The 14,893-nt window shown below is 67.7% G+C and carries 20 protein-coding genes; 15 read left to right on the top strand and 5 right to left on the bottom strand.

Annotated elements, in window-relative coordinates:
- Positions 1-110 precede the first annotated feature (110 nt).
- From C8258_RS26770 to C8258_RS26760, 3 genes are all read left to right on the top strand, one after another.
- Positions 111-431 (top strand): hypothetical protein, encoded by a 321-nt coding sequence (locus C8258_RS26770; RefSeq protein ID WP_051025181.1) that lies wholly within the window; start codon positions 111-113, stop codon positions 429-431.
- Positions 428-1,627: a transglycosylase SLT domain-containing protein gene (locus tag C8258_RS26765; RefSeq protein WP_106957531.1), complete on the top strand. Its 1,200-nt coding sequence runs from the start codon at positions 428-430 to the stop codon at positions 1,625-1,627. Before C8258_RS26770 ends, C8258_RS26765 begins: the two co-directional genes overlap by 4 nt.
- A gap of 159 nt (positions 1,628-1,786) precedes the next feature.
- Entirely contained in the window at positions 1,787-2,560 is a 774-nt protein-coding gene (locus C8258_RS26760; protein WP_036505825.1) for an acyl-[acyl-carrier-protein] thioesterase, read from the top strand.
- Between the two features lie 80 nt (positions 2,561-2,640).
- Here C8258_RS26760 and C8258_RS26755 read toward each other — a convergent pair whose 3' ends face one another.
- On the bottom strand, positions 2,641-4,308 hold the full coding sequence (locus tag C8258_RS26755) for an FAD-dependent oxidoreductase (protein ID WP_106957530.1): 1,668 nt from the start codon (positions 4,306-4,308) through the stop codon (positions 2,641-2,643).
- A gap of 188 nt (positions 4,309-4,496) precedes the next feature.
- On the opposite strand from C8258_RS26755, the gene C8258_RS26750 reads away from it, so the two are divergent.
- Entirely contained in the window at positions 4,497-4,988 is a 492-nt protein-coding gene (locus C8258_RS26750; RefSeq protein ID WP_106957529.1) for a histidine phosphatase family protein, read from the top strand.
- 22 nt (positions 4,989-5,010) lie between these two features.
- On the opposite strand, the gene C8258_RS26745 is transcribed toward C8258_RS26750, so the two are convergent.
- Positions 5,011-5,211 carry a hypothetical protein gene (locus C8258_RS26745; RefSeq protein WP_030517105.1) on the bottom strand — a complete coding sequence of 67 codons (201 nt, stop codon included), beginning with the start codon at positions 5,209-5,211 and terminating at the stop codon, positions 5,011-5,013.
- Between the two features lie 84 nt (positions 5,212-5,295).
- Here C8258_RS26745 and C8258_RS26740 point away from each other — a divergent pair, with 84 nt between their 5' ends.
- The 5 genes from C8258_RS26740 (at position 5,296) to C8258_RS26720 (ending at position 8,079) form a co-directional block, all read left to right on the top strand.
- Positions 5,296-5,664, top strand: a complete 369-nt coding sequence (locus C8258_RS26740; RefSeq protein ID WP_106957528.1) for a VOC family protein — start codon at positions 5,296-5,298, stop codon at positions 5,662-5,664.
- A gap of 106 nt (positions 5,665-5,770) precedes the next feature.
- Positions 5,771-6,196, top strand: coding sequence for a MerR family transcriptional regulator (locus tag C8258_RS26735; RefSeq protein WP_036505835.1), 426 nt, complete (start codon positions 5,771-5,773; stop codon positions 6,194-6,196).
- Between the two features lie 64 nt (positions 6,197-6,260).
- A complete protein-coding gene (locus tag C8258_RS26730; RefSeq protein ID WP_106957527.1) occupies positions 6,261-6,737 on the top strand; it encodes a carboxymuconolactone decarboxylase family protein in 477 nt (158 codons plus the stop codon).
- 4 nt (positions 6,738-6,741) lie between these two features.
- The gene (locus C8258_RS26725) at positions 6,742-7,053 is read left to right on the top strand and encodes a GNAT family N-acetyltransferase (RefSeq protein WP_062995998.1); all 312 of its coding nucleotides are present in this window, start codon (positions 6,742-6,744) and stop codon (positions 7,051-7,053) included.
- Between the two features lie 42 nt (positions 7,054-7,095).
- On the top strand, positions 7,096-8,079 hold the full coding sequence (locus C8258_RS26720; RefSeq protein ID WP_106957526.1) for a pirin family protein: 984 nt from the start codon (positions 7,096-7,098) through the stop codon (positions 8,077-8,079).
- On the opposite strand, the gene C8258_RS26715 is transcribed toward C8258_RS26720, so the two are convergent.
- A complete protein-coding gene (locus C8258_RS26715) occupies positions 8,080-8,952 on the bottom strand; it encodes a helix-turn-helix transcriptional regulator (RefSeq protein WP_106957525.1) in 873 nt (290 codons plus the stop codon).
- Positions 8,953-9,052: 100 nt separating this feature from the next.
- Here C8258_RS26715 and C8258_RS26710 point away from each other — a divergent pair, with 100 nt between their 5' ends.
- On the top strand, positions 9,053-10,054 hold the full coding sequence (locus C8258_RS26710) for an aldo/keto reductase (RefSeq protein WP_106957524.1): 1,002 nt from the start codon (positions 9,053-9,055) through the stop codon (positions 10,052-10,054).
- Between the two features lie 18 nt (positions 10,055-10,072).
- On the opposite strand, the gene C8258_RS26705 is transcribed toward C8258_RS26710, so the two are convergent.
- Complete coding sequence (locus C8258_RS26705) at positions 10,073-10,543, bottom strand: PaaI family thioesterase (protein WP_106957523.1); 471 nt, start codon at positions 10,541-10,543, stop codon at positions 10,073-10,075.
- Between the two features lie 226 nt (positions 10,544-10,769).
- Here C8258_RS26705 and C8258_RS32685 point away from each other — a divergent pair, with 226 nt between their 5' ends.
- Complete coding sequence (locus C8258_RS32685; protein ID WP_157104447.1) at positions 10,770-10,907, top strand: hypothetical protein; 138 nt, start codon at positions 10,770-10,772, stop codon at positions 10,905-10,907.
- Between the two features lie 82 nt (positions 10,908-10,989).
- On the opposite strand, the gene C8258_RS26695 is transcribed toward C8258_RS32685, so the two are convergent.
- Positions 10,990-11,922: an AraC family transcriptional regulator gene (locus C8258_RS26695; protein ID WP_158271318.1), complete on the bottom strand. Its 933-nt coding sequence runs from the start codon at positions 11,920-11,922 to the stop codon at positions 10,990-10,992.
- Positions 11,923-12,104: 182 nt separating this feature from the next.
- On the opposite strand from C8258_RS26695, the gene C8258_RS26690 reads away from it, so the two are divergent.
- From C8258_RS26690 to C8258_RS26675, 4 genes are all read left to right on the top strand, one after another.
- Entirely contained in the window at positions 12,105-12,659 is a 555-nt protein-coding gene (locus C8258_RS26690; protein ID WP_158271317.1) for a cupin domain-containing protein, read from the top strand.
- 13 nt (positions 12,660-12,672) lie between these two features.
- Positions 12,673-13,227, top strand: a complete 555-nt coding sequence (locus tag C8258_RS26685; RefSeq protein WP_146161343.1) for a hypothetical protein — start codon at positions 12,673-12,675, stop codon at positions 13,225-13,227.
- A 68-nt stretch (positions 13,228-13,295) separates the two neighbouring features.
- Entirely contained in the window at positions 13,296-14,369 is a 1,074-nt protein-coding gene (locus C8258_RS26680) for a MerR family transcriptional regulator (RefSeq protein WP_106957520.1), read from the top strand.
- Entirely contained in the window at positions 14,366-14,875 is a 510-nt protein-coding gene (locus tag C8258_RS26675; protein ID WP_106957519.1) for a hypothetical protein, read from the top strand. The genes C8258_RS26680 and C8258_RS26675 overlap by 4 nt, the downstream gene beginning before the upstream one ends.
- The last annotated feature ends 18 nt before the right edge of the window (positions 14,876-14,893 follow it).

The raw sequence follows: 14,893 nt of genomic DNA, 5'->3' as shown, positions 1-14,893 counted from the left end.
TGTCCGCGGCTGCTTTCCCACAAGTTAACCGGTCTTCGCACACCCCTGTCCACAGGTCCCCGATTTGCTACGCTTGGGCCCGCTGAACTGAGCGAAGAGGGGGATTTCTCATGGCCGGTCCCAACGATCCACCCGCGAACGCGATGAAGATCGATCCCGCGGCCCTGCAAAGTTTCGCGAAAACCCTGCGCGACGAGTCCGACGCCATCGGCAAACTCGACTCCGGCCTGGCCGGCGCCGCCGGGGCGCTTCCGGGCACCGGCTGGGACGCGGCCTGCAACGGCGCGAAGGATTCGGTCGAGAACGCGTTGAAGCGAATCGGCTCGCGCGTAACGCATATCGCCGACACCGTCGAACAGGCCGGCAAGGTCATCATCGATACCGACCAGCAGCTGCGCGACGATCTGAACAAGATCGGTATCCGCGCATGAGCGGCGCGGCATTGACCATCCCCGACGTCGAGAAATGGGACCCGGACAAGCTGGGCACCGCCGCGACCGCCGTCGGCAAACTCTCCGGGGACCTCGATCAGGCCGTCGTCGCCGCCGTGAACAGCACGCAGAAACTCGGTCAGGACCAGAAATGGGGCGGCGGCGCGGCACAGGCCGCCGACGGCCGGATGCAGGTGGAGAAAAGCCGGGCTTCCACGGTGAGCCAGGCGGTTCTGGGATTGCAGACGGCGCTGAACCAACAGGTCGAGAATCTGAAGAACGCCAAGCTCGCGGTGCTGCAGATGCGCGATCAGGCGACCTTCGTACCCGCCCCCAGCGTGATGCCGGCGTTCGAAGTGAATCCCGACGGCACGGTGAATCCGCAGAAGCGGCTCGACTGGCTCGATCAGCACCGCGACAAGCTCAACGACATCGAGTACACGGCGAAGACCACCGAGATCAAGACGGATGCCGCCGCGCACGAGTGGGCGATCGTCAACGCCCTGAAAAACGCGCAGACGGTCGCGGATTCGGCGATCACGGCCCTCAACGGCGCCAAGGCCCCGGTCGATGCCGCGTACGCCGGACTCGGCGACCCGGTCACCGGCGCGGGCGCCGCACCTCCGGCGCCACCTGCTCCCACCGCACCCGCCGCGGCGGCGCCACCCGCCACCCCGACCGCCACACCGGTCTCGAGCCATTCGGGCAGCCCGGCGTCCTCCAGCCTGATGGGCAACTCCCACCACGGCGGCGGCACCAGTTCCTACAGCGGCGGCAGCTACGGCGGCGGCAGCTCCAACGGCCCGTCCAGCGGCCCGCCGCCGACCGCCCATCCGTCCGGTGATGTGCAGCAGTGGATCGCCCAGGCCAAACAGGTCCTGATCGAGATGGGCTATCCCCCGGAATCGATCGACGAGAACGCCATCGCGCTCATCATCGAGCACGAATCCGGCGGCGATCCGAACGCGATCAACAACTGGGACAGCAACGCGGCGGCCGGTCATCCGTCGAAGGGGCTGATGCAGTGCATCGACAGCACCTTCAACGCCCATGCGGCCCCGGGCCACACCGACATCTGGAACCCGGTCGACAACATCGTGGCCGCCACGCGCTACTCGCTCGACCGCTACGGTTCGCTCGACAATGTGCCGGGTGTTTCCGCGGTCTCCGGTGGTGGCGGCTACGTCGGCTACTGATCGGCGGTCGCGAACACCGCACGCCGCGACACAACTGGACATTTGCTACGTGTGAGTAGAGCCATCTCGGCGTAACAGTGTGACCTGCGCCCCGTAAAGTCATGTCACAAGAAGCACCGCATGAAGTACGCGGCACACCGTGCAGCGCGAGGAGCACCAGTGTCACTCGATCAGCCACTCGCCCCGCTTCCCCAGGAGGGCATGGGCTTCGCCTCGGCGTGGCCCATCCGGGCTGGCGATGTAGATCCCTACAGCCGGCTGCGGCTCGACGCCGTGGCTCGATATTTGCAAGACATCGCGTGGGAAGAGTTGCACACCACGTTCTTCCACCGCACCGACCCGGCGTGGATCGTGCGCCGCACCGTGATCGACGTGGTGCGTCCGATCGTCTGGCCGGACCGGGTGCAGTTGCGGCGCTGGTGTTCGGCGATGTCGACCCGGTGGACGAATATGCGGGTGCGGATCACCAGCGACAGCGGCGGCCTGATCGAGACCGAAGGCTTCTGGATCAATATCAACGAGTCGACGAATATGCCGACCCGGATCAGCGACCAGGGATTGGCACATCTGGCCCGCACCACCGACGAACATCGGCTGCGCTGGCGGCCGTGGCTGACCGATGCGGTGCCGCCGGAATCGGACACCGATCTGACGTTCCCGGTGCGCGCGACCGATATCGACCAGTTCAACCACGTCAACAACGCCATGTACTGGCAGGCGGTGGAACACTTCCTGGTGGACTATCCGAAATTGGTGGCCGGGCCACATCGCGCGGTGATCGAATATGTCGCGCCGGTGCTGGCCCGTCAGCACATCAGCGTGCGCAGCCGCTACGAGCCCGGCGACCGCAACGGCCAGCCGGTGCTGCGGCTGTGGTTCATGGTCGGCGGCACCATCACCACCACCGTGCGGATCGGCGCGCTACCGACCTGAGTGCGGATAGCGGAGAGTTCGCGAACGACCCCCGCCGACTTCCGGACCCTCATACGGGGAGGGTCCGGAAGGGCCGGCGTTCAGCCGCGTGCGGCTTTGAGCAGATCCTCGATGGTGGTGAATTTGACCCGCGGCCGGCCGCCGGTTTTGCCGGCGTTCTTCTCGGCCGCGTCGATGGCCTTCCAGCCTTCGCGGCCGACGGCGTCGGGCTGACGCTGGGCGAGCAGGGCCTCGAGTGCGGCCCGATCTCCTTGCGGGGCAGCCAGTTTGCCGGAGGTGAAGTCCTCGAGCAGCTGTTCCACGGTTTCGGTGGCATCGACCCTGTTGGAACCGATCACGCCCCGCGGACCACGCTTGATCCAGCCCGACACATAGACGCCGGTGACATGCGCCCCGTCGGCGACCACGCGGCCGTGCTCGTTGGGCACGATCCCGGCGCGCTCGTCGAACGGCAGATCCGCGATCCGAACACCGCGATAGCCGATGGACCGCAACACCATCGACGCCGGCAGCGTCTCGCGGCGATCCGAGGCCCGCGCCACCACGCGGCCGTCCTCGGAAACCAGTTCGTTGTGCACGAACTCGAGCTCCTCGACATGACCCTCGCCGCGGATCTCGGTCGGTGAGGCCAGATAGCGGAACACGATGCGCTTGTTGTCCGGGTTGGGCGCGGTGGCCGCGTACTCCTGGGCCAGTTCGTACTTCAACCGCAGCGACGGCTCGATATCCGGGTCATCCAGCAGCGCCTGGCTCGCCGGATCCAGCTCCAGCTCGGCCGGGTCGATGATCACATCGACGCCCTTCAGATGCCCGAGCGCCAGGAATTCCGCCGAGGTGTAGGCGGCTTGGAGCGGGCCACGCCGGCCCAGCACCACGACCTCACGGATAGTGCTGTCGCGCAGTGCGTCCAGGGCGTGGTCGGCGATATCGGTCTTGGCCAGCTCATCCGGCGGCAGCGTCAGCACGCGGGCGACGTCGAGGGCGACGTTGCCGTTACCCACGATCACCACCCGCTCACCGGACAGGTCGAAACTGCGCTCGGCGTAGTCGGGGTGGCCGTTGTACCAGGCCACGAACTCGGTCGCCGAGTGGCTGCCGGGCAGATCCTCGCCGGGCACGTCCAGGCGGCGGTCGGCCGAGGCGCCCACGGCGTAGATCACCGCATGGTGATGAGCCTGCAGCTCCTCGTGCGAAATGTGTTTACCCACCTCGACATTCAGGCGGTACTGCAGAGTGTCACGACGGAACGCGCTCTCGAACATGGCAGACACCGACTTGGTGCCCGGATGATCCGGGGCCACCCCGGCGCGCACCAGACCCCACGGGGTGGGCAGCCGGTCGAACATCTCCACCTCGACATCGGCGCGGCGCAGCAACTCGTCGGCGGCGTAGCAGGCCGCGGGCCCGGCGCCGACGATCGCCACCCGCAGCGTGCCCAGCTCCTTGGGCGGGCGCGCCGGAGTCACCAGCGGGTCGAAATTCGACTCCAGCGGATGCCGCTGGAAGTAGGCGGCGTTGATATCGCGGAAACGAGCCAGCGACGCCGTCAGATCGTCCTCGGAGAAGATGGCCTCCACCGGGCAGGCATCCACACACGCACCACAGTCGATACAGGTGTCGGGGTCGATGTACAGCTGCTCGGTCGTCGCGAACTCGGGTTGCTCCGGAGTGGGACGAATGCAATCGACCGGGCACTCGGGAACGCAGCTGGCGTCGTTGCAACAACGCTGCGTGATCACGTAGGCCATATCTCGCAGATCCTCGAAACATCATGGGACGTCCCCACCCGGGTTTGGACAGGGCGTGCATCGCACCGGTTGCCGGTCGGCCCCCGCTGTGACACTACCTTCAGTGTGCCTCGAGAGTGAGGTACATCTCTCATCAGGTAGCGATTTAGATAACACCGTTTACTTTCTACGGCGCTACGGTATTGCTCATGGCGCGGACGCTGATCCTGATGCGACACGGTAAATCCGCATATCCGCCGGGTGTCGACGACCACGACCGGCCGCTGGCGCCGCGGGGGCGGCGTGAGGCGGCGCTGGCCGGAACCTGGCTGCGCGAGACCCAGCCGGCGATCGACGCGGTGTCGTGTTCGGACGCGGTCCGGACCCGCGAAACGCTGGCCGCGACCGGCGTCGACGCGCCGGTCGTCTACGAGCATTCGATCTACGAGGCCACGCCGCACACCCTGATCGAATTGATCCAGCTGACCGACGACGCGATAGAGACGCTGCTGCTGATCGGCCACTCGCCGGGGATGCCGTGGACGGCGTGGGAGCTGGCGGCCAATCGCGCGTCGCTGCCGGCCGAAGAGCTCAGCCGCAAATTCCCGACCTCCGCACTGGCGGTGCTGGAATTCGACCGGCCGTGGTCGCGCGCGGACCCCGGCACCGGTGAATTGGTCCGGTTCCACGTGCCGCGCTGACGCGCTGTTCGCGAAAGGCTTGTCAGCGTAGGAATTTGCCGCGCACGACGACGACCGCGCCGAGCAGCACGAGCACCAGCAACGCGACGAACCAGTTCGTCAGCGCCCAGACGACGCCCAGGACGACGATCACCGGGACCGCCGCGACGAGAGCGATGAACGGGCTTTCCTTGACCGTCTCCAGCGCCGACCGCGCCCGGACCCGATCGATTTCCTTGGCCATGTACTCAGGGTAGGTGGTCGGCGCAAGATGCGCCCGAATTGTCCGGCAACCCGGATTGTCGGTGGTCGATGAGATGCTCCTCACATGGATTGGAAAATCGAACTCGTCGCCATCCCGGTCACCGACGTCGACCGGGCGAAAGCCTTCTACACGAGCATCGGATTCAACGCCGATCACGACGCCAGCCCGACCGAGGACATCCGGTTCGTGCAGCTGACTCCGCCGGGTTCGGGCTGTTCGATCTGCATCGGCCGGGGCATCACCGACGCCGCGCCGGGCAGCGTGGTCGGTATGCAGATGGTGGTGGCCAGCGCCGAGGAGGCCTACCGGCAGCTGGTGGCCGCGGGTGTGGAGGCCACGCCCGTCAAGGACGAGGGCTGGGGCCTGTTCACCTATTTCGCCGATCCGGACGGCAACAAGTGGGCCGTGCAGGAACTGCCGCAGCGAGGCTGAGCCGCGGCCGGGCGATGCGCTCGGGCTTGCATGGAGTGCACTCCAGGTCGATACTGTCGAATCGCAGGCCCGCGGGTCGGGAAGCGGATCAGGAAGGCGAGTGGCGATGACGGCAACCACGGCGAATCCCCTCGAGCACACCGAGGACTACGAGCGCCCCAAATATTCGATCGGCGATGCCGCGGAGAAGTCCGGCCTCACCCGCGACACGCTGCGCTGGTACGAGCGAATCGGCCTGATGGACTACATCGGCCGCGATTCCAGCGGTAAGCGCCGGTTCAGCGATCGCGATCTGAGCTGGCTGCATCTGATCGGCTGTCTGCGCACCACCGGGATGTCGGTCGCCGATATGGTCCACTACGCCGAACTGGTGCGGGCCGGTGACGAGACCACCCCGGAGCGGCTGGAGATGTTCCGGAAAACCCGCGAGGGCGTGCTCGCCCAGATCGAGGACCTGCACAGCACACTCGCCGTGCTCGACCGCAAGATCGGCCTCTACGAGGGCAGAGTCGCTGCCATGCAACAAATCTGAACCCGCGTGACGTCGCATACATCCCGCGCATGGTGACGCAGCGCACGGTTAGGATGCCTCCGCTATGCAAACCCCCGCCGCCGATGCCCGCATCTGGATCGACAAACAGAGTCCCGAGCCCTTCCGTGCGCTCAACAACGTCGCACTGGCCGTCCGCACCGCGGCCGCGGCCGCCGGTCTCGACCGTTCTCTGGTCGAGCTGGTCAACGTGCGCGTCTCGCAGATCAACGGCTGCGCGTACTGCCTGGACTTGCACTCCCAGGCAGCGCTGAAGGCCGGCGTGACCCGACAGCAGCTCGACGTGTTGCCGGCCTGGCGGCGTACCGAGTTGTTCACCCCGTCCGAATGCGCCGCCCTCGCACTCGCCGAGACGACCACCACGTTGCCCGATGAGGACACCCTGCAACGTGTGTACGCCCATGCGCGGAAACAGCTGTCGGACGAACAGGTTTCGGTGATCGTCTGGGCCGCGACGACCATCGGCGCGTTCAATCGCGTGTCGATCATGAGCAGGCATCCGGTGCGGGAACGGAAGGAGTAACCCGATGATCGATCAGGCCGCGACCGCAGCAGTCGTCCGCAACGACGCGCAGCACCGCTACGAGGTGTGGTACGGCGACAAACTCGCCGGATTCGCCGAATATCGCGACAACGGCGAGGACACCACCTTCATCCACACCGAGGTGGATTCGGAGTTCAGCGGGAAGGGCCTGGCCGGCACGCTGGCACAGCATGCGATCACGGACGCGATCGACCGCGGCCGCGCGATCGTGCCCCGCTGTTCGTTCATCAAGAGCTGGCTCGACAAGCACCCCGACTACGATGCTCACGTAGTGGGCAAAGGCATTCAGCGGTAACCGCGCCCGGCATCAGCGGTGACCCCGGACCGGAGGTGGCCGATGAGCGATCTCGAGGCGAATCCCGCCGAGGCGCTGTGCGAATCGTCGCCGGTGCCCGGCCCGCGGGCGGACTTCCATCCGGCGCGGGAGGTGCCACTGGGCGGCGTGCGCGGCGTCACGGTGATGCGGGTACTGCCGCAGCGTGATCTGCCGACGGTCGGCGCCTGGTGTTTCCTCGACCACTTCGGTTCGACCGAGACCTCGCATCGGCTGCCGCCGGATATCGATCCCCATCCGCATATCGGATTGCAGACGGTGACCTGGCCCTTCGACGGCCGGATCCGTCATCGCGACAGCGTCGGATCCGATGTGGAGATCGAGCCCGGCCAGCTGAATCTGATGACCTCCGGGCGCGGTATCGCGCATTCGGAGTACACGGTGCCCGGTGCGCCCGCCGGGCAGGGACTGCAGTTCTGGATCGCGCTGCCGGATGCGCACCGCGATATCGCACCGCATTTCGAGCAGCATCGCGAGCTGCCGGTGCTGGCCCGGCCGGGACTGCGTGCGACCGTGCTCATCGGCTCGCTCGGGGAGGTGCGCTCACCGGCGATCACCTACTCCCCGATCGTCGGCGCGGACATCACCGTCGGCCCGGGTGCGGACGCGCAGCTGCCGCTGGCACCGGAATTCGAACATGCGGTGCTGGTGATGTCGGGCGAGGTGCGCATCGACGAGGTCCTCGCCGAACCCGGTCCGCTGCTGTATCTGGGCAGCGACCGCGCCGAACTGCGGTTGCGCAGCGAATCCGGCGCGCGGGTGGTGCTGATCGGTGGCGAGCCCTTCGGCGAGGATCTGGTGATGTGGTGGAATTTCGTCGGCCGCAGTCACGACGAGATCGACGCCGCCCGCACCGCGTGGGAGAAGCACGACACCGAGCGCTTCGGCGATGTCGCGGGACATACTCCGCAGCAACGTATTCCGGCACCACCGCTGCCCAATCTGCGACTGCGCCCGCGCACCCGCCGCACGTTCCCGCCCCGCTGATCAGCTCCGGTCGAAAACCGTACTGCCCGTAGCGGTGTCGTCGGTCATGGACTGGGTTCCGATGACGCGCAACAGTTCCAGGCGCTCCTTGGCGTCGGTTCCGGGACGCGGATAGTAGACCAGCAGATGCTGGGCCGCATTCGGCGTGACCAGCGTTTCGCAGACCAGGTCGAGCAGCCCGACCTGCGGGTGCCGGATCCGCTTGGCATCGCTGATCCGGACCGCGACCTCGTGCGCCGACCACAGCCGTTCGAATTCGGGACTGACCGACCGCAGCTTCGTCACCAGTTCGGTGACGTCGGCGTCGCCCGCCCGCCGCGCCGCGGTGGCGCGCAGATCGGCGACGTGCCGGCGCGTCAACCGGTCCCAGTCGGCGTCGGGAAACGTCTCCCGGCCGATCGGATCGGTGAACCAGCGCCACAGCAGGTAGCGGTCCATGCCGGTGAAGCGGGTGTGGTCCCCCATCATGTTGATGTGCATGCGGTTCTGCGCGAGGATCTCGCCGAGGTCCGACACCACGCAGGCGGGCGTGTCCTCCAGCTTGTCCAGGAGGTAGAGCAGCCCGGGCCCGACGTGCCGGTCGCCGCCGCGATGCGGCGCCGCATGCCCGCACAGGTGGTAGAGATGGTCGCGCTCGTCGTCGCTGAGCCGCAGCGCGCGGGCGAGCGCGCCGAGAACCTGCACGGAGGGTCGCGGACCCCGCGACTGTTCGAGGCGGGTGTAGTAATCGGTGGACATCCCGGCGAGCAGGGCGACCTCGTCGCGACGCAGGCCGGGAGTCCGACGGCGGGTGCCGGGCAGCAGGCCCACATCGGCGGGCTGGAGTTGCTCGCGCCGCCGCCGCAGGAAATCGGCCAGTTCCTCGCGATTCATTACTCCACTGTGCCCCGCGCGAGCGGCCGCAGCCAGGGATCGCCGATCCCCCGATAAACGATCTCTGCCGTGGCGACGCATCGAGGCGCAGGATTCGATCATGACTATCGAGCAGACACAACTGGGCAAGACGGGTCCGAAGGTCGGACGCATCGGTCTGGGCGCGATGGGGATGTCGGGCGCCTACGGGGCATCCGACGAGACCGAATCGATCGCCACCATCCACGCCGCCCTCGACTCCGGCGCCACCCTCGTCGACACCGGCGACTTCTACGGCGCCGGCCACAACGAAATGCTGATCCACCGTGCCCTCGCTCAGCGCCCCCGCGAGGACTACCAGCTGAGCGTGAAATTCGGTGCGCTGCGCGGTCCGGACGGCAGCTTCGGCGGCGTCGACACGCGACCGGAGGCGATGCGCAACTTCCTGCACTATTCGCTGCAGCGGCTGGGAGTCGACTACGTCGACATCTACCGTCCCGCCCGGCTGGATCCGGCGGTGCCGATCGAGGACACCGTGGGGGCGATCGCGGAGATGGTGCAGGCCGGCTATGTGCGCCACATCGGATTGTCCGAGGTCGGCGCGCAGACCCTGCGGCGTGCGGCGGCGGTGGCGCCGATCGTCGATCTGCAGATCGAGTACGCGCTCATCACCCGGGGCATCGAACGCGAGATCCTGCCGACGGCACGGGAACTCGGCATCGGGATCACCGCCTACGGGGTGCTCTCGCGCGGATTGCTGAGCGACTCCCTGCGCGCGAACCAGACCTTCGCCCCCGACGATTTCCGCGCGCACAGCCCGCGATTCCAGGGTGAGAATCTCACCGCCAATCTCCGGCTGGTCTCGGCACTGGCGGAGATCGGCGACCGGCACGGCGTGAGCGTGGCACAACTGGCGATCGCCTGGGTGCTGACCCGGGGCGCCGACATCGTTCCGCTGATCGGCGCGCGCCGGATGGATCGCTGGACCGAAGCCGTTGCCGCACTGGAGATTCGGCTCTCCGAGTCGGAGCTCGCCGCGATCGAGGCGGCGGCGCCCGCCGAGGCGGTCGCCGGTGACCGCTACGCCGCCCCGCAGATGGCCATGTTGGACAGCGAGCGCTGAAACCCGTTCGCCGCCCGCTTATTTGCGCCGCGGCCGGATCACCGCGGTGAACGTGGCCGCGGCGACCGACTTTCCGGTGCTGTCGGTGATGTCGACCGGCATCGCCAGTTCCACCGGCTGCTGCGCGGCGATATCGGCGCGGGCCTGTTCCAGTTCCGCCGCGGTCAATTCCGAGGTGGCACGGAACGGGCCCGCCGCGCCTTTGGCCCGGGCCAGATATTCGATCCGGCCGTCGCGCGCGACGATGAACGTCTCGCCCATCAGGTCCACGATGCCGGAGATGGAGGCGCCCATCGCGGCCGTTTCGGCCAGGCCGAACAGAATGGCGGCATGCACGTCGCCGTTGTGATTGAGGTGTTCCGGCTTCGGCGCCATGCTCACCACGTTGCGGCCGGGCAGATATTCCACCCCTTCCACCCCCGCGAACTGGATGAATCCCAGCTTCTGAAATCCGGCCATCACCAGCTCGCCCATGGCAGCGTGGTCCATTGCGTCTCCCGTCGCGCACAGAATTGAAACGTGTTCCACTTTTTTACTCTGTACGAGGAAAGCTGTCCACAGCACACCGCCCCACCGGTCCGGCGGGGTGTCCGAAAAATCCGAAAAGAAGATGGTTCAGATTTGCCGGATTTTGGTTAAGCTTCATTCCACTGCGCTGAGCACGGCAGGACACCCAACCGGGTCCGCGGACCCATGATGCACGAGGAAGCAGTTCATGAACGCCTTTATCGCCCTGATCGACTCCAACTCCGCCGGCACAGTGAACTCGAGCAGCGTCTTCACCAACATCATGAACCTGTTCGTGACGGGGTCGGCCGGGTCCGCCACCCAAGGCGGCGGCATCTTCAACTGAGCCGCGCTCCGCAACCGCCGGCCCGCCCCCGACCCCATGCACGGAGGCGGGCCGTTCGCATTCCGGCCGACGGCCGGGACGTTCAGCCGCGCAGCTGTCCGGGGGTGGTGTCGAAGCGGCGGCGGAACGCCTTGGTGAAACTACTGGCCGAACCGAATCCCAGATCCGCGCCGATATCGGCGACGCTGCGCTGCCGATAGGCGGGATTGCGCAGGCGATCGCGGGCGATCTGCAGGCGCTGCTCCCGAATGACCTCACTCGGCGTGGTACCGGCCTGACTGAAGGCCAGTTGCAGCTGGCGCAGCGACCAGCCGAGGGCCGCCGCGACGCGCGCGCCGGTGAGCTCCGGATCGCCCGCATGCGTGCGGATGTACCGCCGGGCGCTCGCCTCCACCTGCGCCAGCTGGGCTGGCGCACTCGGCGCCTCCCCGAGAATCTGCATGCACAGCAGATCCACCAATTGCTCTGCGACGGTGTCGAATTGGTGGTCGGTGAGCGCGGCACGCTCGGTGTACAGGGTGCCGGCGACCGCTCCCGCGACCCCGCCGATTCCGGTGCTGAGGTTCAACGGCCGCGGTGGCGGCTCCCGGCGGTTGAGACGGTGCCGGATGTCCTCGCGCGCAATGGTGACGATGAGCCCGTGCGAGCCCTCGCACATCGACATCTCGAAGGGTTCGTCGGTGGAGACCAGGCACGCACTGCCGGGCGGCAACGCACCGGTGTCGTCACCGTGGCGGAAGGTCAGGGTGCCGGTGATCGGCACGAGCAACCGATAGTCGGAGTCGGGGTCGGCGCGGATGAGCCGCGGACTCCGGAAGTAGGTGACGGCATCGGATTCCCAGCCGACCAGTTGATACGACTCGGTACGCCGCAGCGAGGTGCGTCCGCGAAAATCCGCGGAAGTCGGAAACCGGTAGCCCAGGGTGCACTGGTACGAGCTGATCAGATGAGCCCAGTAATCGACCCGCTCGTGCGGCTCGATCGCACTCGTCGTCTCCGATTCGGCAGTGGTCATCGCGGATATCATCGCCGGTTTTCCGATTCTGCGCACCTGAACAATGTCCGTGCGTTCCAGGACATGTGGGCATGCCCCGGCGCTCGCTACCGTGCCGGAGAGCTGATATCCGGAAACGGGCTGTACAACGGCGGAATACGGGTCCGGATCGGCGCGGAATGGATGAGGATCAGGAGGTTTCCATGCGCAGGATCGTGGTCGGGGACGACGGTTCCGGACAGGGTCGAGTACTTTCCGACGAGAACGTCGAGCCGCTGACGCTGGCGCTGCTGCCGGGCGCGCAACTTCATCGGATGTGGGAGGTCGACGGACTGCCCGCACTTCCGGTCGACCGCATGCCGTCCGACGTCGACACCAGCTACTTTCCCGGACCCGGCGGAGTGCGCTTCGGCTTCATCTCCGTCCCGCCGGGCCTGAGTTACGAGCCCGATGCCGAGTTGTCCGAGGCGGAGATGGCGGTGGTGGCGGCCGAGGCGGAGCAGAAGTTGCCGGGCATGATGGCGGCCTTCGACCCGGCTCGTCCCGGCGTGCACGCCACCGAGAGCGTCGACTTCGTGGTGGTGCTCAGCGGCGAGGGCCGGCTGCGGATCGGCGACGATGTGGATGTGGCACTGCGACCGGGCGATTGCGTCGTGCAGCACGGCGCACCGCACGCCTGGTTCAACGACGGCACCGAACCGTTCGTGTTCTGCTACACCCTCTGCGGCGTCGAGCGGAACGCGCCGGCCGCACCGTGAGGCGGGCGCGGCGATGAGAATTTCCGGAAGTCGTTGGCGCAGTTTCGAATACACGCCCGTCGATGCCGGTCCCTGTGCGGTGGAACTGCCCACCGCCGCCGTGGGCGTACCGCGGCGATTCTTCGATTGCCTGCTGGTGCGGATCGTCGTCGAACCCGGCGACTGCCCCATCAGCGGTGACGCCGTGCGCACGGTCCGGCGGCTGTGCGCCGACAGCGACGCATCCTTCGTCGTACTCGCCGGCAGCCCGTTCTGCGTGGCGAGCGGCAGCCGTTTCACCCTCGGCTCCGATCAGGCCGATGTACTGACCCATCTCGCCGACACCCTGGACGTCCTCGCGGAATTCACCGATCGCCTGGAGGAACACGGCGAACGCGCCCATGCGATTCCGTTCGGCTGGAACGTCGCGTGCCGGATGGAGATGCCGGCGCGGCCGTGGACGTCGACGGTGACGCTGCGCGCACCGGCACCGCCGGCGCGGTTCGACGGGTTCGCACCACCGCCCCGCGCCCGGCCGCACTGCCCGCACGCACTGGTCTCGGCGCATTCGCGGACCTTGCGCCGCTGAGACCGGGCACCGCCCTCGGCCGTCACCGCCCTTGACCTTCAGGTCGGCTGAAGCTTCATGATGGGGCGGTGACGGAATCCGGAATGGTGACGATCGGAGCGTTCGCGCGGGCCAGCGGGCTCACGGCGAGCGCACTGCGGTTCTACGCCGATTCCGGGTTGCTGCCGCCCGCGATCGTGGATCCGATGTCGGGATATCGGTATTACGCCGACGACCAACTGGAACGGGCGGTGGCGATTCGCGGTCTGCGCGAGATCGGCATGCCGCTGGACACGATCGCGGCCGTGCTGGCGGCCGAGGGCGAGAACGCGGGACAGCTCATCGACGAGCACGTCGCCGGACTGGAACAGCACGTGCGGCAGGCTCGGGGACGGGCGGCCGAGATCAAGGCGGCCCTGGGCACCGGGCGCGGGTGGGCGGTCGCGACCGTCAGCGGTCCGGTCTTCGCGACGGCCGTCGAGCAGATACTCGCCGCGACCGTGCACGAACCGGAGCATCCCGTCCTGAGCGGCGTCCACGTCGAGGTGTCGGCCGAGGCGCTGACACTCACGGCCACCGACCGCTACCGGCTCGCCACCCGCACCCTGGTGCCGGAGCGGCCGAGTTCGACCGAGTGGGCCGCCACCGTCGACGGTGACGATCTGCGGCTGGCCGTGCCGCGGATCCGCCGCCATCACCAGGTCCGGCTGGATGCCGGACCGCATTCCGTCCGGTTCCGGGCGGGCAAGTCGCCGGCCGGGACGTGCCGCATCCTGCCGGGGCCGTTTCCCGACCATCGGATGCTGCTGGGGTCCATCGAGACCGCCCGCACGCGCATCGTGACGCCGAGGGACACCCTCGTCCGGGCGATGGAATCGCTGCGCGCGCGGCATATCCGGCTGTGCGTCCGCGCCGGGGCCGTGGCACTCGCGAGTGTCGGTTCCGGTACGAGCGAAGCGGTTTCGGCCGCGGTCACCGGGCCGGACGTCGAGCTCACCTTCGACATCACCACCCTCTATCCGGCGATCGGCGCGGCCATCGGGCCCGACGTGATGATCGACATCGCCGGTCCGAAGCAGCCCGTCGTCATCCGATCCGCGGACGACGGCGACCTCACCACCGTGGCGATGCCCGTCGCCCCTGGCCACATCGAGGAATCATGACCGACACCGTTGCCCACGACCCCACCATGGCGGCCATCGGCGCGGCCGTGGAACGCGGCCGCAACGGCGAAACCGACTCCGCTCGAACGCAACTCGTCGCGCTGTGGCAGGACATCGGACCGGCGGGCGATCCGCTGCACCGATGCACCCTCGCCCACTACCTGGCCGACCTCCACACCGATCCGGCCCAGGCACTGGTGTGGGATGTGCGAGCGCTGGACGCGGCCGACACCCTCACCGAGGCGCGCGTGCAGAGCCATCACGCGAGTCTGCACATCGCCGGCTTCTATCCCTCACTGCATCTGAACCTCGCCGACAACTACCGGCTGCTCGGGTCGTTCGCGGCCGCCGCGGAGCACATCGCGGTGGCGCGACGGCATACCGGCGCACTCGCGGACGATGGTTACGGACGGCTCATTCGAAGGGCGATCGAAGAGGTCGCCGCGGCGATCGAGCACCGATCGACCCGGCGGCGGGACTCGGCACCCGGCACGTCCGGGGCGTGATCGGACACTCGCGCACGG

Origin of the sequence: Nocardia sp. MDA0666, assembly GCF_003023875.1 — a bacterium.
GTDB classification, from domain to species: Bacteria; Actinomycetota; Actinomycetes; order Mycobacteriales; family Mycobacteriaceae; genus Nocardia; species Nocardia aobensis.
The sequence above is the reverse complement of the archived record's forward strand: the minus strand, read 5'-3'. Positions and strand labels throughout refer to the sequence as shown.